This window comes from Plantactinospora sp. BB1, from assembly GCF_003030385.1.
Taxonomy (GTDB): Bacteria; Actinomycetota; Actinomycetes; order Mycobacteriales; family Micromonosporaceae; genus Plantactinospora.
This window is the reverse complement of the sequence record NZ_CP028159.1, coordinates 8,151,214-8,169,382: the sequence shown is the minus strand read 5'-3', so window position 1 is coordinate 8,169,382 and position 18,169 is coordinate 8,151,214. Positions and strand designations below refer to the sequence as shown.

Here is an 18,169-nt window from a genome sequence, read left to right as displayed (position 1 = left end):
GGGACTGGTCAGCTCTGTAGGCGCTGCGCCCAGAAGAGGGCGTGTCCGCTGGCGCCTTCCGGGATGAAGTCCTCGGCTGTGATCGTCAGTCCCGCCTCTTGTAGCCAGGACCGGTAGGTGGGGGCGTCGGCGTGGCTCCACCACATGGTGGCGGAGCCGTCGAGCCAGTTGTCCTCGGTACCGGTCCAGGCGCTGTTGCCGACGGTGGTCAGCAGCCAGCCACCGGGGCGTAGCCAGGTGGCGATGCTGTTGAGGAGCCGGGGTTGGTCGGCCAGGGGCATGTGGATGAGGGCGTAGAGGCAGACCACGGCGTCGAACGAGCCCGGTGGCAGGTCGAGTTGCGTGGCGTCGTCACGGAAGAAGGTGCCGGTCGGTACCAGGCGGCGTGCCCGCTCGATCTGCACGTCGCTGATGTCGACGCCGGTGACGTGGTGCCCGGCGTTGGCGAGGAAGCGGGCGACCGGCACGCCGCACCCGCATCCGAGGTCGAGGACCGCTGCTGACGCCGGTAAGCGGCGATGTAGGCCCGCGAGCCAGGGGGCGTACTGACCGTCGTCGGCATCGTCCGATCGATAGTGGTAGGAGAGTGCGTCGTACCCGCGTCGGACCAAGTCGCGCTCGTCGTTGCTGCCCATCCTCGGACGCTACGAGTGCGGGTGGCGCTTGCCGACTCATTTATCGGCACAGGGCTCCTTAGGATCACAGCGCCGCGCGAGATCCTGCTCATGTCTCACGGCGCGGTCGGCGGCCCCGGGCGGCCTGTTGCCAGCCATCAGCTCCACGTCCCGCTCCTGAGCCGGGCTCGTGGGCCGGGTGGTGGCTAGTGCGCAGCAACGGGTCGTACGAGATCGTGCCGCCCGGTACCACTCCCTGACCGTCCGCAGCGTCACCGCCGGCGGGCTCCGCTGGACGACCACCACCTACAGGTTCTACATAACGGCCGACGCCGCCCGGACCAGTTGACCTGCCGCCGGCCATGGTGGTGGCGACCGCAACCTGCCGCCCGCCCTACCGTGGCCGCGCCCGGCCGACCGGGTCGCCGGGACCGGCCCACTCCTCGGCCAGCAGCCCGTAGATCAGGTTGTCCGCCCAGGTGCCCTTGGTCCAGTAGTCCCGCCGCAGGTGCGCTTCCCTGACCATGCCGACCCGTTCGCAGAGCCGCGCCGACGCCTCGTTCAACGCGTTGAGCTGTGCGATCACCCGGTGCATCCCGCAGTGTGTGAAGGCGACGCCGAGGAACGCGCGTACCGCCTCGGTGGCGAAGCCACGGCCGGAGACCGACGGGTGGAAGGCCCAGCCCATCTCGCCCCGGGACAGCGTCTCGTCGGCCGGCCACAGGATCAGGTCGCCGACCACCTCGCCCTTGTGCTCCACCACCACCGCCAGCCGGGATTCGATCCCGGTGATGCTGGTGTAGTGGATCCGCCGGCCGACCATCTCGGCCGCGAACTCCCGCGTCCACGGCTCCCACGGGATGTAGCGGGCGACCACTGGGTCGCTGTAGTAGGAGTACAGCGCGTCCACGTCGTCGGGACGGTACTGCCGCAGCAGCAGTCGCTCGGTACGGATCGGCAGTGCCAGCTCAGACATGCTCCCAGTATCGTTCCTGATCTCCGTCGCACCCGGGCTGACCCGGCACGAGCCTCGACCGACCGGCGCCGGCGTCCGGGGAAGAGGCACCGGCCTGCGGGGTAGAGACATCGGCCTGCGAGGAAGAGGCATCGGCCCGCGGGCGGGGCCGGAGGCGGCCGGGCCGGCGTGCGGCGAGCAGGGCCAGCGCGGTGACGCAGGCGGCGGGAATCAGGGCGTACCCGCTGAAGGCCAGCACCACGACGACCGCGCCGAAGGCGACGGCGGCGACCGCCCGCAGCGGCCCCGCCAGCACCCGACAGGCGGCGGCGGTGCAGCCGAGGTAGACGACCAGGAAGAACGTCGTCGGCACGTTGACCAGGGTGGCCAGGCTGATCACCCCACTGCCGAGCAGCCCGATCAGCAGGGCACCCGAGCCGAGGAGGGCGGCGACCAGCCAGGCTGGCACCGTGTCCCGGACGACCCGGCCGGGCGCCAGCGAGCGGGCCAGGCTGCCGGCGCCGGAGAGGTACGCGAGGACGGCGCCGACGGTGAGCACCACCGCGCCGACGGCGGCCACGGTCTGCCCGGCCGGGCCGACGGCGAGGGTGAGCAGCGCGGCGAGCGGCACCGACGTGCTCGCCTGCGGGCCGAGCGCGGCGACGGTGACGGCGCCGAGCGCCAGGTAGATCACGGTGGTGACGCCGAAGGCGATGCCGATGACGACCGGGAGTTGCCGGCGGGGCTCGGCGAACCGGTTGGTCAGCGGTGCGATCGCCTCCCAGCCGACGAAGGCGAGCATCAGGGTCGAGGCCGCCGGGCCGATCGCCGCCCAGCCGTGCGGCGCGAACGGCGTCCAGTTGGCGGTGCTGCTCGCCGGTGCCGCCCCGGCGACCGCGCCGACGACGATCGTAACGAGCAGCACGACCAGGCCGAACTGCACCGTGGCCGAGGTGCGGACGCCGCGCAGCGTCACCCCGAGGGTGCCGAGCAGCAGTACCGCCGCGGTGACGCAGGCGAGCCCGACGCCGCCGCCGAGCAGGTCGGCGACGTAGTTTCCGCAGGTGACGCAGACGATCGGCGCACCGGTGACCACCCCGGCGAGGAAGCACCAGGCGACCGCCCGGCCGACCCGGGGACCGAGACCCGCCTCCGCGTACGCCCGGACTCCGCCGGCCGACGGGTGACGCACGCCGAGGGCGGCGAAGACGACCGCGAAGAGGCCGGACGCGACCAGCAGGCCGGCCCAGGCCAGGATCGACGCCGGTCCGGCCCGGGTCACCGCCAGGCCGGGCAACAGCAGCAGGCCCGGCCCGAGCAGGGCTCCGACGTAGAGCGCGGCTCCGCGCAGCACACCGAGATCGGGTACGACGGCCGCACGCTGGCCGGTCAGGCTCGTCACACTGGTCATGCCATGGAGTCTTGCAGCGTACCCGAGGCACACGATGGCAAATGTGCGCGCCTGGACTCGCTGCTACGCAACATCGTTGCGTCACATGCAGATGTTGCCGCATGATGTGCCGATGGCCTCGTACGACTCCACGGACCGGGCGATCCTCGACCGCCTCCAGACCGACGGGCGGATCGCCAACGTCGACCTCGCCGAGGCGGTCGCGCTCTCGCCGTCGGCCTGCCTGCGTCGGGTACGCGCCCTCGAACAGGACGGGTTGATCGCCGGCTACCGGGCCGAGCTGGACCGGGCCCGGCTCGGGCTGGACCTGACCGTCTTCATCGAGCTGAAGGTCGGGCAGCACTCCCGGGAGACGGCGGCCCGGATCGAGTCGGTGCTGAGCGGCATCCCCGAGGTCGTCGCCTGTCACGTGATCTCCGGCTCCGCCGATTTCCTGGTGGAGGCGGCGGTGGCCAACCTCGCCGCGTACGAGCGGCTGCTGATCGACCAGATCCTGGTCATCCCGGCGATCGTGGACGCCCGCAGCACCTTCGCCATCCGCACGGTGAAGACCCGTGGCCCCCTGCCGCTGAGCCAACTCCGCTGACCCAACTCCGCTGACCCAACTCCGCTGACTCAACCTCCACCTCCGCTGACCGAGCCAGCGCGGCCGGGGACCGCCCGGCAGTCGCGAAATAGGCTGCTCGGCACCGGTACGGTGCGGCATCCTGCTGTCACGGCGTCACCGAACGTGACCCGGGTCAGGAGGTACGGCCGGCGATGGCGGTGGAGCTGTTGCTCTTCGGCGACGTGCGGGCCCTGGTCGACGGGCGGCCGGTCGATCTCGGGCACGCGCGGCAGCGCTGCGTACTGGCGGCGCTGCTGGTCGACGCCAACCGGATCGTCCCGGCCGACCGGCTGCTGGACCGGGTCTGGGGCGAGCAGCGACCCCGGCACGCCCGCAACGCGCTGGCCGGGTACGTCTCCCGGCTGCGTACCCTGCTCGGCGGCAGCGGCGGGCTCGCCATCACCCACCGGTCGGACGGATACCTGCTGACGGTGCAGCCGGACGCGGTCGACCTGCACCGGTTCCGCCGGCTGCTCGCCCGGGCCCGCTCCCTCGCCCGTCCCGAGAACCCCGACACCGGCGGCGAAGCCCCGTCAACACCGCGGATCGACGGCGAAACCCCGGCGGCACTGCTCGAAGCGGCGCTGTCGCTCTGCCGGGGCGAGCCCTTCGGCACCCTCGACACACCCTGGCTGGCCGGGCTCCGGACCACGCTCGCCGCCGAGCGGCTGGCCGCCGAACTCGACCTGGCCGATCTCGCCCTCGCCGCCGGCCGGCATGCCGAACTCCTCGGCGAACTGGCCGCCCGCGCCGCCGGGTACCCGTTCGACGAGCGGATCGCCGGGCAGGTGATGACCGCGCTCTACCGCTGCGGCCGGCAGGCCGACGCGCTCCGGCACTACCAGGAGGTCCGGTCCCGGCTGGCCGGGGAACTGGGCATGGACCCGGCCCCGGCGCTGCGCCGACTGCACCGGCAGATCCTGACCAACGACCCGGCGCTGGACGGCCCGCCCGCGCCGGCCCCGCAACGGCCACCGGCCGGCACCGCCACCACCGCGTCGCCGTCGGTGCCGCGACAACTGCCGGCGCCGCCGGTCGCGTTCACCGGCCGGGAGTACGAACTGACCGAACTGGACGGGCTCCTCGACCCGCCCTCGGATACCGGCGCCACCGCCGTGGTCTCCGGTTCGGCCGGGGTGGGCAAGAGCGCCCTGACGCTGTACTGGGCACACCGCAACGCCGACCACTTCCCCGACGGGCAGCTCTACGTCAACCTGCGCGGCTTCGACCCGGACGGCGTGGTGGTCGCCCCCGAGGAGGCGGTACGTGGCTTTCTCGACGCGTTCGGGATCGCCGCCCGGCGGGTACCGGTGGGGCTCGCCGCGCAGACCGCGCTCTACCGCAGCCTCGTCGCCGGGCGGCGGATCCTGGTCGTCCTCGACAACGCCCGCGACGCCGCGCAGGTACGCCCGCTGCTGCCCGGCGCACCCGGCTGCGCCACCGTGGTCACCAGCCGGAACCGGCTCGCCGGCCTGGTCGCGGTCGACGGTGCCCGGCCGGTCGGCGTCGACCTGTTCAGCCCGGCCGAGGCCCGGCACTTCCTGGCCCGGCGCCTCGGCACCGACCGGGTGGCCGAGGAGCCGGCCGCCGTGGCCGAGATCGCGGCCCGGTGCGCGCGGCTGCCGCTGGCGCTGGCCGTGGTGGCCGCCCGTGCCGCCGCCTACCGGAGCTTCCGCCTCACCGACCTGGCCGCCGAGCTGCGGACCGCCGGCGACAGCCTCGACCCGTTCGACGGCGGCGACCCGGCGGCGGACGTCCGGGCGGTCTTCTCCTGGTCCTACCGGGCGCTGAGTCCCACCGCCGCCCGGGTGTTCCGGCTGGTCGGACTCCACCCCGGAGCCGAGTTGACCGGCCCGGCCGTGGCCAGCCTCGCCGGCCTGCCGGTGGCGGCGGCCCGCCGGCCACTGACCGAGCTGGCCCAGGCACACCTGCTCGACGAGCGGTCGCCGGGGCGGTACGCCCGACACGACCTGCTGCGGGCGTACGCCGCCGAGCGGGCCGAGGCGGAGGAGACCGGCACCGACCGGCGTACGGCGGCGAACCGGCTGCTCGACCACTATCTGCACACCGCGTACGCGGCCGACCGGCTGCTCTATCCGCACCGGGACCCGATCGTGCTCGCCGAGCCGGTGCCGGGGGCCGGAGTCGAGTCCTTCGCCGACCAGGCCGGGGCGAGAGCCTGGCTGCACGCCGAGCACCGGACGCTGCACGCCCTGGTCGACTGGGCCGGCCGGACCGGCTTCGACCGGCACTGCTGGGAGCTGGCCTGGAGCCTGACCAGCTTCTTCAACCTCAGCGGGTACTGGCACGACCAGATCGCCGTGCAGCGTACCGCCCTGGAGGCGGCGGGCCGGATCGGCGACGAGGCGGCGCAGGCCCACGTACACCGGAATCTCGGCCGGGCCCAGACCCAGCTCGGCCGCCTCGACCAGGCCCGGACCCACCTCGCCGAGGCGGCCCGGCTCTTCGTCGCGGTCGGCGACCGGGCCAACCAGGCGCAGACCCGGGTGAACATCGCGCGGATCCTCGAACAGCAGGGTCGTGACATGGAGGCGCTCCGTCACGACCGACGCTCGCTCGACCTCTATCGGGAGGCCGGCCACCTGACCGGGCAGGCCCGGGCGTTGAACAACATCGCCTGCATGCTGACCCGGCTCGGCGACCACGACCAGGCCCGGGAGCTGTGCCGGCAGGCGCTCCGGCTCAACGAGGAGATCGGCAACCGGCACGGCGCGGCCACCAACTGGCAGAGCCTCGGCTATCTGGAATGCGCCGCCGGGGCGTACCGGGCGGCGGTCGCCGGCTGCCGGCGGGCGCTCGATCTCTTCGCCGAGGTCGGCGACCGGGCCGGCGCCGCCGAGACGCTGACCTGCCTGGGCGAGGCGCTGCACGGCAACGGTGAGCTCCGGGCCGCCGTGCGGGCCTGGGAACGGGCCCTGCTGCTGCACGACGAGATGGGCCATCCGGACGCCGACCGGGTCCGCCGGCACCTGCTCGCGGCCCGGGAGGCCGGCCGGGTGCGGAGCGCGCTTCCGACGGGTACGGCCGGCGCCACCGTGGACGGTTAGCGCTGCTGTCCCGGATGGATGGCGGTGCTGTCCCGGCTCGGGATCCGCCGCCCGGCCCGGAACGTCTCGCGGGCCGCCACCGGTGGACGGTGGCGGCCCGCTCCGGTCGTCAGGAGGCGCAAATCGCCTGGCTGACGATGAAGTCCCAGTCCTGGCTGACCGGGGTGTTCTCCACCGCGAACACCTCGACGTCGTCGAGCGCGTTGGCCGGGTAGATCACCTGAAGCGACACGCCACCGGGTGCGGCGTCGGAGATGGCCGCACCCGCACCGTGCACCCGGGTACCGGTCGGGCAGCGCGCGAACGCGATCTTCTCCGCCTCCGAGTCGCTCTGCGTCGAGGCGGTGGTGACCACCTGGTAGCCGGCCGGCCGGTTCACGCAGACCGCGTACGCGTCCACGGTCCAGTTCCCGGCGTAGCCGTTGGCGTCCTCGTGTGCGGTGGCCCGGAAGATGTCACCGGTGGCGGAGGCGCGGGACACCTGGAGTGCCACGTCCCGTCCCGGGTTGACGATCCGGGCGCCGCCGCCGAGGGCCCGCCTGGTGCCGCAGGACGCCCGCGCCTCCACCTCGACAGGTGACGAGGTCGCCGAGTTCCGGGTACCCACCACCTGGTAGCCGGCCAGCCCCGACGGACTGGCGCAGATGGCGTACGCCTGCACCCACCAGTCGCCGGTCATCGCGGCCGTGGTCTCCGAGCCGGTCACCACGTAGCTGTCCGGCGTCCCGTCGGTGCGGTGCTCCGGGAAGAGCTGCACCAGCGTCACCTTGGCGCTGTCCGCAGCGGCCACGGCGAAGGCCCAGCCCCCGCCGCCGATCACCCACTTGCCGGCCGGGCACTGCGCCCGGGCGGTGTGCGTCTGCTGTGAGTCGACCGCCGACAGCGGCGACGTCACCTTCTCGATGCCGGTCACCGCCGCGGCCGGGCCGGCGCCGGCCAACTGGATTCCGACCTGGGCGGCCAGCACGATCGTGGCGGCACCGGCCGGGGCGAACCAGCGGTACATCCGAGTCATTGCCCTGTTCCCTTCTCGTTCCGGGTCGACGATCGGCCCGGGTAACTGCCGACAACGGTGGCCGGCCGGGTTTCGGCAACTCTTCGGCGACGATGAAATCGCAGGTCAGCGGCCCACGCGGTGTGGGATCTCGTCCACTACCGGCGCGGACAGGTGGTGTCCCGGTCACTGGCCGAGTTCTGCATGCTGCTCGGCGTACCGCTGGGGATTCGGTGTCGTCGTCCTCGCGTTCCTCGGCTGACCCTGGCGAGAGGAGGCCCGCCTGCTGCGCCGTACCGACGCTGGGCGGACGGGCGGCTACCAGCCGCGCAGCCGGGGCCAGACCTCGGTCGCGTCGCCGCTGGCCGGGTCGAGCAGCAGATACTCGTCGTGCTGGGCGGCGGTCGCGCAGGCGTGGATCGGCAGGATCCGGACCCGGGTACCGACCGGAAGATCGGGCAGCGCGGCGGGGCTGTCCGGGCGGACCGTCAGGATGCCGTGCTCCTGGCTGGCGTCGGTCATCACCAGGTCCGGATAGAGCGGCCCGTCGAGCCGGGCGACCAGGCCGTACCCCTGGTCGACGGGGTGCGCCGAGGTACCCCGGTCGCGCGAGGTGGCCATCCAGCCGCCGTCGGTGAGGATCCAGCCCTTCTCCGGCCGGTGGCCGATGACCGTGACGACCACGGACATCGCCAGGTCGTCCACGGTGCAGACGCCGATCCCGGCCATCACCAGGTCGAAGAAGACGAAGTTGCCGGCCCGGACCTCGGTGACCCCGGTGAGGTCCTCCGCGAAGTGCGCGGTCGGGGTCGAGCCGACGCTCAGCACCGGCGCGGCGAACCCGGCCGACCGGAGCAGTTCGGCGGCCCGGACAGCGCTGGCCCGCTCGTTCTCCGCCGCCGCGACGAGTTCCTCCCGGGACCGGCAGTGATAGGACCCACCGGCGTGCAGCAACACTCCCCGGGCCTCGGCGCCGCCCCGCTCCAGCGTCTCGGCGATCCGCACCGCCGTCGGGTCGTCCGGGAGCAGCCCGCCCCGGTGCCCGTCACAGTCGACCTCGATCAGCGCCGGGACGGATATCCCGGTCCGGGCCGAGGCGGCGGCCACCGCCTCGGCCTGGGCGACGCTGTCGATCAGTACCTGAAGGTCCACCCCGGCGCGGTGCAGCGCCAGTACCCGGTCCAGCTTCTGCGGGGCGAGCCCGACCGCGTACAGGATGTCGGTGTAGCCGTGTGCGGCGAAGACCTCCGCCTCGCGCAGCGTCGACACGGTGATCGGCCCCGGTTCGCCGTCGAAGAGCAGCCGGGCGACGGCGAGCGACTTCGCCGTCTTGACGTGCGGGCGCAGCGGGGTGCCCAGCCGGGCCAGCCGGGACCGAAGCCGGGCGATGTTCCGGCCCACCCGCTCCGGGTCGACCACCAGGAACGGGGTCTCGGGCTGGCCCTCGGCGGGCCGTACCTCGCCGGCCGGCGCCGGCCGGGCGTCACTGGTCAGGGTCACGGCGCTCTCCTCCGGGTTGCCCGGGCAAGTCTAGGCCGCCCACCCCGGCCGGAACCGGGGCGGCCGGGGTCAGCAGCCTGTGCCGGGGCGCCGGTCAGCGCGGCGGGCCGGCGACTCCGACCAGGTTGCCCTCGGGATCGGTGAAGTGCCCGACCGAGAAGGCTCCACCGCTGTCCGGGGCGGGACCGAGCACCCGGGTCCCGCCGAGGCTCTCGGCCCTCCGCAGCGCCGCCTCGACGTCGGGAACTCCCACGTAGAACAGGACCCGGCGCTGGTATCCGGCGCCGCCGCCGACGCCGCCGTTGATCCCGGTACCGTCGCCGGTCGCGCTCCCGTCGACGAAGCCGTACTCGCCCGGCGCGGAGACCGCCTCGGTGGCGGCGTCGCCGACGCCGAACTCCCAGCCGAAGAGTTCACCGTAGTAGCCGCGCAGCGCCGCCGGATCGGTACCGATGATCTCGAAGTGCACCACCTGATGTCCCATGGTCTTTCCCTCCAGGTCACGATGTCGCGCCCACGGCCCACAGCCCACGGCTCACGGCCGTCGACCCTCCGGGGCGCGGCGGCACCTCGGCGGCACCACGCAGCAGAGGTCGGAGCCGACAACCCGTCCTCGACCTCCGGCGGCCCGGCCCAGGAGCGCCGGCCCGGCCAGCCGCGCGGCGGGGCATCGCGTACCACCGATATCGGCTGGCCACAGCGGCCTCGGGACCGCTCCCACCGGGCCCGGTGATACAGTCCACCGGCCGGCCCGACCAGGAGTGGCCGCGACCTGGATCGGGGAGGGAATGATGGGCATCACGGCCGACGAGAGCAGCCGATTCGCCGCGGTACTCGAGACCCACTCGGAGCGGCTGGTCGAGCGTTGGACCGAGGTCGTCGCCGCCTCCCTGCGGGGTCGGATGACCCAGACGGAGTTGCGCCAGCAGGTGCGGGAGCTTCACAGGGCGTTGCGCTCCGCGCTCGACGACGGACGGTTCGACCTCTCCGCCGAGGGGTCGGCCGCGCTCCGGTCCACCCTCGTGGAGATGTCCCGCAGCCGGGCGCAGCAGGGCTTCACCGCCTCCGAGACGGCGGTCAGCGTCTTCTCGCTCAAGAGCGCCCTGCTCGACGTGCTGGACGTCCATGCCGGCGACAAGCAGACGCTGGCGGACTACGTCGCCGCCTCCGCGGTCGTCGACGAACTGGGGCTGTTCACCTTCGAGCGGTACGCCCGGTCCCGGGAGGAACTGCTCAGCGAGCAGGCCGAACAGCTCCTGGAACTCTCCACCCCGGTGGTGAAGCTCTGGGAGGGCGTCGTCGCCATCCCGCTGGTCGGCACCCTGGACTCGGCCCGGGCCCAGGTCGTGATGGAACGACTGTTGCAGACCCTGGTCGACACCGGCTCGCCGTACGCGATCATCGACATCACCGGCGTACCGGCGGTGGACACCCAGGTCGCGCAGCACATCCTGAAGACCGTGGTGGCCGCCCGGCTGATGGGCGCCGAGTGCATCGTCTCCGGCATCCGGCCGCAGATCGCCCAGACCATCGTGGCGCTCGGCATCGAGTTCGGTGACATCGCCACCAAGGCGACCCTGGCCGACGCGCTCCGGCACGCCCTGCGGATGATCGAGCAGTCCCGCCGGAGCAACGGCAGCGGCACGGCCGGGACCCGGGGCGCCTGATGGACCGGGTACCGGTCCTCAAGATCGGCGACCTGCTCCTGGTTTCGATCCAGGTCGACATGGAGGACCAGACCGCGCTGGCCCTGCAACAGGACCTCTCCGACCGGATCGTGGAGAGCGGCTGCCACGGGGTGATCATCGACATCACCGCGATGGACATCGTCGACTCCTTCGTCGGCCGGATGCTCTCCACCATCGCGGCGATAGCCCGGGTACTCGACGCCGAGACAGTGGTGGTCGGGATGCGCCCGGCCGTCGCGATCACCCTCGTCGAGCTGGGCCTGTCGTTGAACGGCATCCGGACCGCGCTCAACGTCGAACGCGGCATGGAGCTGCTGGCCCGGTCGCGGCAGGAGGAGCCGGACTCGGCACCGGGCGCGGAGTCGGACACGGCGTGGATGCTCGCCCTCGGCCCCGACTCCGACCACCCGACGGCGATCACGTCTTGACCGGGGCCGCCAAGCTGACCACTCCGCAGCTCGTGACGATCAGCTCGGACGCGGACGTGGTCCGGGTCCGGCAGCTCGTCCGCACCGCCGCCGTGGCGGTCTCGCTCTCCCTGGTCGACCAGACCAAGTTGGTCACCGCAGCGAGCGAGCTGGCCCGGAACACCCTGGTCTACGGCGGTGGCGGCGGCGCCGAGGTCGACGTCGTGGACAGCGGTCGCCGCAAGGGCATCCGGATCGTCTTCTCCGACGACGGGCCCGGGATCGCCGACCTGGAGCTGGCGCTCACCGACGGCTACACCTCCGGTGGCGGCCTGGGCCTCGGCCTCGGCGGCGCCCGTCGACTGGTCGACGAGTTCGAGGTGGACACCGGCAAGGGTCGGGGGACCCGGGTCACCATCACGAAATGGGCGCGGTCGATGTGAGCGGCGACCACCGGCTCGACGACGAGGGCGTTTGGTTCCAGGTCGAGGAGCCCGGTGCGGTCGGCACGGTACGCCGGGCCGCCGAGCTGCTGGCCGGCCGGATGGGGCTCGACGAGGCCCACGCCGGCGCCCTGGCCATCGTCGCGGCCGAACTCGCCAGCAATCTCGTCAAGCACGCCGACAGCGGACAACTGCTGGTCCGGCCGGCCCGGAACAACGAGGTGGCCGGGGTGGAGCTGATCGCCGTCGACTCCGGCCCCGGCATGAGCGACGTGGTCTCGTCGACCCGGGACGGCCACTCGACCGCCGGCTCCCTGGGCATCGGGCTCGGGGCGATCGGCCGGCAGTCGAGCTGGTTCGACGTCTACTCCCTGCCCGGACGCGGCACGGTGAGCGCCGCCCAGGTCTGGCCGGCGCGGGCACCCGAGCCGGACTGGATCGCCGGGCTCAGCCGGCCGATGAGCGGCGAGCAGTCCTGCGGCGACGGGTTCGCGGTGCGTACCGTCGAGGGCCGGCGGCAGGTGCTGGTCTGCGACGGACTCGGGCACGGGCCGCTCGCTGCGGTGGCCGCCCGGGCCGCCGTACACGCGTTCCACCTCGCCCCGGCGGCACCTCCGGCGGCGGTCCTCGAACACCTGCACCGGGCGATCAGCCACACCCGGGGCGCCGCCGCCGCGGTCGCCGAATTCGACCCGGCGGCCGGGCTGCTGCGGTACGCCGGGCTCGGCAACATCGCCGGCTCCGTGCAGCACTACGACGAACGGCGCGGCCTGGTCTCCATGCCCGGCATCGTCGGTCACCAGCGTCGGACCGTACGCGAGTTCGACTACCCGTTCCCCGGCGGCGCCTGCCTGGTCATGCACAGCGACGGGGTGACCGACCGCTGGCGGCTCGCCGACTATCCCGGACTGCTGGGGCGCTCGCCGCAGGTGATCGCCGGCACGCTCCTACGGGATGCCGCCGTACGCCGCGACGACGCCTGCGTCCTGGTCGCCCGGGCCACGCCGTGACCAGGGACCGGAGATGACCGAGGGTACGGCGGCCGGCGCGGCACTGCTGCGGCTGACGCTGCGCGCCGAGTCGGACGTGTTCCTGGTCCGCCAGCGTGGCCGGGAGGTCGCCGCCGCGGTCGGCATGGAACACCAGGACCAGGTCCGGCTCGCCACCGCGCTCAGCGAGATCGGCCGGTACCTCGTGGTCACCCTGCCCACCGCGGCCCGGGCCGAGGTCGCCTTCACGGCCGCGGTCGGCGAGTCCGGGGCGACGCTGGTCACCGAGGTGAGCAGCGTGTTGCCGGCCGGCACGTCGGCGCGGACGCTCACCGGCGCCCTGCTCGTCGGCCGGCTGGTCGACACCTTCGACGTCGGCCGGGACGGTGACGCCACCGTCATCCGGATGACCCGCAAGATCCCTGCCACGACCACGCTGACGCCGGAGCGTCTCGACGTGATACGCGACAACCTGAACGCCTCGGCCGCCCGTACTCCGCTGGAGGAGATGGCCGAGCAGAACGAGCAGCTCCTCGCCGCGCTGGAGCAGACCCGGGCCCAGCGCGACGAACTCGCCCGGCTCAACGCGGAACTCGCCGAGACCAACCGGGGCGTACTCGCGCTCTACACGCAGCTCTCCGAGGAACTCGACGAGACCAACCGGGGCGTCGTCGCGCTGCACGCCGAGCTGGAGGACCGCTCGGTGCAGCTCCGCACGGCCAGCGAGGCGAAGACCCGGTTCCTGGCCAACGTCAGCCACGAACTGCGCGCGCCGGTGACCGCGGTGATCGGGCTTACCCGGCTGCTGCTGGACCCGGCCTCCGACCCGCTCACCGCCGAGCAGCGGGAGCAGGCCGAGCTGATCCGCAGCTCCGCCGCCGACCTGCTGTCGCTGGTCAACGACCTGCTCGACCTCGGCAAGGCGGAGTCCGGCGCGATCGAGCCGAACTGGTCCGAGGTCGAGCTGCGGGCCGTCTTCGGCCAGCTCCGGGGCACGGTACGCGCGATGGCCACCCGGCCCGAGGTCCAGTTGGTGGTCGTCGACCCCGAACCGCCGGCGGTTATCCGTACCGACGAGGTGCTGCTGACCCAGGTGCTGCGCAACCTGCTGCACAACGGGCTCAAGTTCACCGAGTACGGCGAGGTCCGGATGACGGCCGAGGTCGCCGACGACTCGTTGGTCGTCCGGGTCCGCGACACCGGGATCGGCATTCCGGCCGAACTCCAGGAGCGGATCTTCGAGGAGTTCTACCAGGTACCGGGGCATGGATCGCCGACCGGCGCCCGGGGCACCGGCCTGGGCCTGCCGTACGCCCGGCGGCTCTCCCGGCTGCTCGGCGGCGACCTGCGGGTCGCCAGCGAGCCCGACCGGGGCAGCACGTTCAGCGTCCACCTGCCGCTGGAACCGGTGCCGTGAACAGCCCGGAACAGGTCGGCACCGGCGCGACCATCCTGGTGGTCGACGACAGCGCCGCCAAGCGCTACCTGCTGGTGAGCTGGCTCACCCGGGCCGGATTCACCGTCGTGCAGGCGGACAGCGGCGGTGCCGCGCTCGACCGGATGGAGCGGGAGGAGATCGACCTCGTCGTCCTCGACGTACGGCTCGGCGACATGAGCGGTTTCGAGGTGAGCGAGCGGATCAAGTCCGACCCTCGGCACGCCTCCCGACCGGTCATCCACGTCTCGGCGCACGCGGTCAGCGTGGCCGACCGGGCGCAGGGGCTGACCCGGGGCGCCGACGCGTACCTCGTCGAACCGATCGAGCCGGACGAGCTGATCGCCACCACCCAGGCGGCGCTGCGCTACTACCGGGCCCGCAGCCGGGCCGAACTGCTGGCCACCCGGCTCGCCCGGCTCGCCGAGACCACCCTGGCGGTGAACGCCGCACCCTCGTTCGCGTCGATGCTGACCGCCGCGGCGAGCGGAGCGGCCCGGATCTTCGGCACCGGGGCGCTGGTCGCCGGGCAGGACGCCGACGGACGGGGCTGGGCGGCGGTGGTCGGCGAACCGGACGGGCCGGCGACGATCCAGGAGTGGGCGGCCGATCTCCGGGCGGTGCCGGTCGGCGTCGGGATGCGCACCGAGACGCCGGCCGACTGGCCGGTGCCGGTCCACCCGGACGACCGGATCCGGGTCGCCACCGCACGGCTGCGGCCCGACCGCCCGGCCGTGCAGGTGGGGGTACCGGAATCGGTGCTGGCGACCGAGTCCGCCGTACTCAGCCAGCTCGTCCAGGCGGTGGCGACGGCGGTCGAGGCGCAGCGCTCGTACGACGAGGAGCACCGGATCGCGGTGACACTCCAGCGCAGCCTGCTGCCCCGCCGGCTGCCCGCCGTACCCGGCCTCGACCTCGCCGTCTGCTACGAGCCGGCGAGCGCGCAGACCGAGGTCGGCGGCGACTTCTACGAACTCGCGATGATCGACGGCCGGCTGGTCGTCGCGATCGGCGACGTGGCGGGCCACTCGCTGCACGCCGCGACCGTGATGGCCGAACTCCGGCACGCGATCCGGGCGTACGCCGTGGAGCGGCATCCGCCGGGCGGCATCCTGGAACGGGTCGACGAACTCCTGCGCACCCTGCTGCCGGGCGAGTTCGCGACGCTCTGCCTGCTGACCCTGGAGCCCGCGACCGGCCGGATGCGGCTGGCCAGTGCCGGGCACCTGCCGCCGCTGGTCGTCACGGCGGACTCGACCGAATTCGTCGTACACCGGGCCCCGCTGCTCGGCGTACGGGCCGATCGGCCGGACGACCTGGAACTCGTCCTTCCCCCCGGCGCCACCCTCGTGCTCTACACCGACGGCCTGGTCGAACGCCGGGACATCGATCTCGACCGCCGGCTGGACGACCTGGCCGGCTCGGCGGCGACGGTCGAACCGGACCTCGACGGGTTCTGCCGGCGACTGCTGGCCGAACTCGGCCCGGTGGACGTCACCGACGACATCGCCGTGGTGGCGTTGCGCCGGCACTGAGGCCGCCGAGGCGGGACGCCGACCGGCCTTCCCGGCGCACGCCCGACCATCCGATGCTCCGCGAGCCGCCGGCCGGCGTAGCCGGTGGCCAGCGAGCGCGTGTCCGGGTTGGAGCCGGCGTCGGACACCGACGTCCGGGACCGTCGGGCGCCCACTAGGCTGCCAGGGTGGCGGACGGTGGGTTCCGGCTGAGTGTCGACTATGGAACGTCGCACACCGTTGCGGTGCTGCGCTGGCCCGACGGGCGTACCCGGCCGCTGCTCTTCGACGGTTCGCCACTGCTCTCCTCGGCCACCTGTGTGGAGGACGGCGGCACGATCCTGTCCGGTCAGGACGCCACCGACGCCGCCCGACGACGGCCACAGGGCTTCGAGCCGTACCCGAAGCGGCGCATCGGCGAGGGCACCGTCTGGCTCGGCGACCGGGAGGTCTCGGTCACCTCGCTGGTGGCCGCCACGCTGGCCCGGGTCGCCGACGAGGCCAACCGGGTCGCGGGGCCGGGCGGGCTCGGATCGGTACTGTTCACCCTGCCCGCCACCTGGGGGCCGACCCGGCGGGCGCTGCTGGTGGCCGCCGCCGTCGAGGCCGGCCTGCCCGAGCCCCGGCTCGCCGCCGAGCCGGTCGCCGCCGCGAGCTATCTGGTGGGGGCCGGCGCGCTGGACGTGCCGGCCGGTGGTCACGTCGCCGTCTACGACCTCGGCGCGGGCACCTTCGACGCGACCGTCGTCCGGCGCACCGCCACGGGCGGCTTCACCGTGCTGGCCACCGACGGGCTGCCGCAGACCGGCGGGCTGGATCTCGACGCTGCGCTCGTCGACTACGTCGGCCGGCTGCTGGCGGAGCGCGATCCGGTCCGGTGGCGGCGGCTGACCGCACCGGGTGACGACGCCGACCGCCGCGCCGCGCTGGCCCTGTGGGACGAGGCCCGCCGGGCGAAGGAGAGCCTGAGCCGCACCTCGGTGGGTTACCTGCACGTCCCGCTCTTCGACGAGTCGGTGCCGGTCGGCCGGGAGGAGTTCGAACGGCTGGCCCGGGTGGTGCTGGACCGTACCGTCGAGGTGACGGTGGCGGCGGTCCGCTCGGCCGGCCCCGGAGTGGGACCGGCCACCGTCGTCCTGGTCGGGGGCGCGAGCCGGATCCCGCTGGCGGCGACGCTGCTGCACCGGGTCCTCGGGGTGGCACCGGTCGTCACCGAGCAGCCGGAACTCGTGGTGGCCGAGGGCGCCCTCGCGGTGTCGCCGGACGACATGCTGCCCACCGGCCCCGCCCCGGCACCGCCCGGCCTTCCCGTCCCGCCGCCACCCGGCGCTCCCGTGCCGCCGCCACCGCCACCCGGCCTCTCCTCGACCGGCTCTCCCCTGGCCGGCGTTCCGTCGACCGGCGTTCCGTCGACCGGCTCTCCCCCGGCCGGCTCTCACCTATTACCGGTCGACCCGGTGGCGCCAGCGTCCGGACCACCGGTAGCGGTGCCCGGCCCGGGCGCTCCGGCCGCAGGGGCCGAGTCGCCGACCGGTCCCCCGGGCCGGTCCGCGCCGTCCCGGCGAAGCGGTCGGATCCTCCTCGCCGGGGTGCTCGCGTTGGCCGTACTGGCCGTACTGGCCGTGCTGGCCATCGTCGTGGTGCTGAATCCGTGGGACCGACCCGGTGGCGGGCCTGCCGACCCGACGCCGAGCGCCCAGGCGTCGCCGGTCTTCGCCGAGGGTACGACCATGCGACGGTTGCAGGCGGCACGGCAGATCGCGATCGGCAGCAGGTTCGACCTCCCCGGTACCGGCTACCGGGAGCCCGACGGGACGATGACCGGGTTCGACGTGGAGATCGGGCGGCTGATCGCCGGTGAACTCGGCATCGACCCCGACCGCGTGCGGTGGACCGAGGCGCCGTTGACGGGCCGGGAAGAACTCATCGAGCAGGGCCGGGTCGACCTCGTCATCGCCAGCTACACCATCACCGAGACCCGCGCCCAACGGGTCGCGTTCGCCGGGCCGTACCACCTGCCGGGGCAGCAACTGCTGGTACGGGCCGGCGAGACCGCGATCACCGGCCCCGAGTCGTTACGGACCGAGGGCTACCGGATCTGCACCGTCACCGGAACACCGCACGGCAGGCGGCTCGAAGAGCACCTCGGCGGCCGGTCGCTGGCGCTGACGTCGCTCGGCGGCTATCAGGAGTGTGCGGAGGCGCTCGCGGCCGGCAGGGTCGACGCGATCACCGGGGACGGGCCGGCCCTGGTGGGACTGGCCGCCGGCAACAGCGCCGGATTCCGCCTGGTGGGCCGGGCCTTCGATCCGCAGCCGTACGGGATCGGCCTGCGCCGGGGCGACGAACCGTTCCGGGCCTGGCTCACCGAGACGTTGCGCCGGATCGTCGCCGACGGTCGTTGGCGGGCCGCCTGGCAACGCACAATCGGCCGGTACGACGAGCAGGAGCCCACCGTCCCCGAGGCCCGCTGACTCCCCGAGACCCGCTCAAGCCCCGAGAGCCGCTCAGGCCCCGAGACCCGCCGACTCCCCCGAGACCCGC

Annotated in this window: 15 protein-coding genes; 9 read left to right on the top strand and 6 right to left on the bottom strand. The window is 73.6% G+C overall.

The features are described 5' to 3' along the window. Positions 1-8: 8 nt before the first annotated feature. The 3 genes from C6W10_RS35840 to C6W10_RS35830 all read right to left on the bottom strand — a co-directional run bounded on the left by C6W10_RS35840 (position 9) and on the right by C6W10_RS35830 (position 2,980). On the bottom strand, positions 9-635 hold the full coding sequence (locus C6W10_RS35840; protein ID WP_107263402.1) for a class I SAM-dependent methyltransferase: 627 nt from the start codon (positions 633-635) through the stop codon (positions 9-11). Positions 636-1,008: 373 nt separating this feature from the next. Next, the gene (locus C6W10_RS35835) at positions 1,009-1,590 is read right to left on the bottom strand and encodes a GNAT family N-acetyltransferase (protein WP_107263401.1); all 582 of its coding nucleotides are present in this window, start codon (positions 1,588-1,590) and stop codon (positions 1,009-1,011) included. Next, entirely contained in the window at positions 1,583-2,980 is a 1,398-nt protein-coding gene (locus C6W10_RS35830; protein WP_107263400.1) for an APC family permease, read from the bottom strand. The genes C6W10_RS35835 and C6W10_RS35830 overlap by 8 nt, the downstream gene beginning before the upstream one ends. A gap of 112 nt (positions 2,981-3,092) precedes the next feature. Here C6W10_RS35830 and C6W10_RS35825 point away from each other — a divergent pair, with 112 nt between their 5' ends. Beyond that, entirely contained in the window at positions 3,093-3,566 is a 474-nt protein-coding gene (locus tag C6W10_RS35825) for an Lrp/AsnC family transcriptional regulator (protein ID WP_107264561.1), read from the top strand. A 173-nt stretch (positions 3,567-3,739) separates the two neighbouring features. Next, complete coding sequence (locus C6W10_RS35820) at positions 3,740-6,655, top strand: BTAD domain-containing putative transcriptional regulator (RefSeq protein WP_107263399.1); 2,916 nt, start codon at positions 3,740-3,742, stop codon at positions 6,653-6,655. Positions 6,656-6,764: 109 nt separating this feature from the next. On the opposite strand, the gene C6W10_RS35815 is transcribed toward C6W10_RS35820, so the two are convergent. The 3 genes from C6W10_RS35815 to C6W10_RS35805 form a co-directional block, all read right to left on the bottom strand. Continuing rightward, on the bottom strand, positions 6,765-7,670 hold the full coding sequence (locus C6W10_RS35815) for a hypothetical protein (RefSeq protein WP_159104882.1): 906 nt from the start codon (positions 7,668-7,670) through the stop codon (positions 6,765-6,767). A gap of 297 nt (positions 7,671-7,967) precedes the next feature. Continuing rightward, positions 7,968-9,149, bottom strand: a complete 1,182-nt coding sequence (locus tag C6W10_RS35810) for an alanine racemase (RefSeq protein ID WP_199853810.1) — start codon at positions 9,147-9,149, stop codon at positions 7,968-7,970. A 94-nt stretch (positions 9,150-9,243) separates the two neighbouring features. Next, on the bottom strand, positions 9,244-9,633 hold the full coding sequence (locus C6W10_RS35805; RefSeq protein WP_107263397.1) for a VOC family protein: 390 nt from the start codon (positions 9,631-9,633) through the stop codon (positions 9,244-9,246). Positions 9,634-9,940: 307 nt separating this feature from the next. Here C6W10_RS35805 and C6W10_RS35800 point away from each other — a divergent pair, with 307 nt between their 5' ends. The 7 genes from C6W10_RS35800 to C6W10_RS35770 all read left to right on the top strand — a co-directional run bounded on the left by C6W10_RS35800 (position 9,941) and on the right by C6W10_RS35770 (position 18,099). Beyond that, positions 9,941-10,816, top strand: a complete 876-nt coding sequence (locus C6W10_RS35800; RefSeq protein WP_107264559.1) for an STAS domain-containing protein — start codon at positions 9,941-9,943, stop codon at positions 10,814-10,816. Beyond that, on the top strand, positions 10,816-11,265 hold the full coding sequence (locus C6W10_RS35795; RefSeq protein WP_107263396.1) for an STAS domain-containing protein: 450 nt from the start codon (positions 10,816-10,818) through the stop codon (positions 11,263-11,265). The genes C6W10_RS35800 and C6W10_RS35795 overlap by 1 nt, the downstream gene beginning before the upstream one ends. After that, complete coding sequence (locus C6W10_RS35790) at positions 11,262-11,687, top strand: anti-sigma regulatory factor (protein ID WP_107263395.1); 426 nt, start codon at positions 11,262-11,264, stop codon at positions 11,685-11,687. The genes C6W10_RS35795 and C6W10_RS35790 overlap by 4 nt, the downstream gene beginning before the upstream one ends. Beyond that, complete coding sequence (locus C6W10_RS35785) at positions 11,669-12,697, top strand: SpoIIE family protein phosphatase (protein WP_107263394.1); 1,029 nt, start codon at positions 11,669-11,671, stop codon at positions 12,695-12,697. Before C6W10_RS35790 ends, C6W10_RS35785 begins: the two co-directional genes overlap by 19 nt. A gap of 13 nt (positions 12,698-12,710) precedes the next feature. Beyond that, positions 12,711-14,093: a HAMP domain-containing sensor histidine kinase gene (locus C6W10_RS35780; protein WP_107264558.1), complete on the top strand. Its 1,383-nt coding sequence runs from the start codon at positions 12,711-12,713 to the stop codon at positions 14,091-14,093. Then, entirely contained in the window at positions 14,090-15,646 is a 1,557-nt protein-coding gene (locus C6W10_RS35775) for a fused response regulator/phosphatase (RefSeq protein WP_107263393.1), read from the top strand. Before C6W10_RS35780 ends, C6W10_RS35775 begins: the two co-directional genes overlap by 4 nt. Before the next feature lie 167 nt (positions 15,647-15,813). Next, a complete protein-coding gene (locus tag C6W10_RS35770) occupies positions 15,814-18,099 on the top strand; it encodes a transporter substrate-binding domain-containing protein (protein WP_107263392.1) in 2,286 nt (761 codons plus the stop codon). Positions 18,100-18,169: the final 70 nt, after the last annotated feature.

Bases quoted from the DNA above. Each gene is read 5' to 3' on its own strand.
- C6W10_RS35780 (WP_107264558.1), top strand. From the start codon at position 12,711: ATGACCGAGGGTACGGCGGCCGGCGCGGCACTGCTGCGGCTGACGCTG.
- C6W10_RS35835 (WP_107263401.1), bottom strand. From the start codon at position 1,590: ATGTCTGAGCTGGCACTGCCGATCCGTACCGAGCGACTGCTGCTGCGG.
- C6W10_RS35805 (WP_107263397.1), bottom strand. From the start codon at position 9,633: ATGGGACATCAGGTGGTGCACTTCGAGATCATCGGTACCGATCCGGCG.
- C6W10_RS35815 (WP_159104882.1), bottom strand. From the start codon at position 7,670: ATGACTCGGATGTACCGCTGGTTCGCCCCGGCCGGTGCCGCCACGATC.
- C6W10_RS35800 (WP_107264559.1), top strand. From the start codon at position 9,941: ATGGGCATCACGGCCGACGAGAGCAGCCGATTCGCCGCGGTACTCGAG.
- C6W10_RS35830 (WP_107263400.1), bottom strand. From the start codon at position 2,980: ATGACCAGTGTGACGAGCCTGACCGGCCAGCGTGCGGCCGTCGTACCC.
- C6W10_RS35825 (WP_107264561.1), top strand. From the start codon at position 3,093: ATGGCCTCGTACGACTCCACGGACCGGGCGATCCTCGACCGCCTCCAG.
- C6W10_RS35840 (WP_107263402.1), bottom strand. From the start codon at position 635: ATGGGCAGCAACGACGAGCGCGACTTGGTCCGACGCGGGTACGACGCA.
- C6W10_RS35785 (WP_107263394.1), top strand. From the start codon at position 11,669: ATGGGCGCGGTCGATGTGAGCGGCGACCACCGGCTCGACGACGAGGGC.
- C6W10_RS35795 (WP_107263396.1), top strand. From the start codon at position 10,816: ATGGACCGGGTACCGGTCCTCAAGATCGGCGACCTGCTCCTGGTTTCG.
- C6W10_RS35820 (WP_107263399.1), top strand. From the start codon at position 3,740: ATGGCGGTGGAGCTGTTGCTCTTCGGCGACGTGCGGGCCCTGGTCGAC.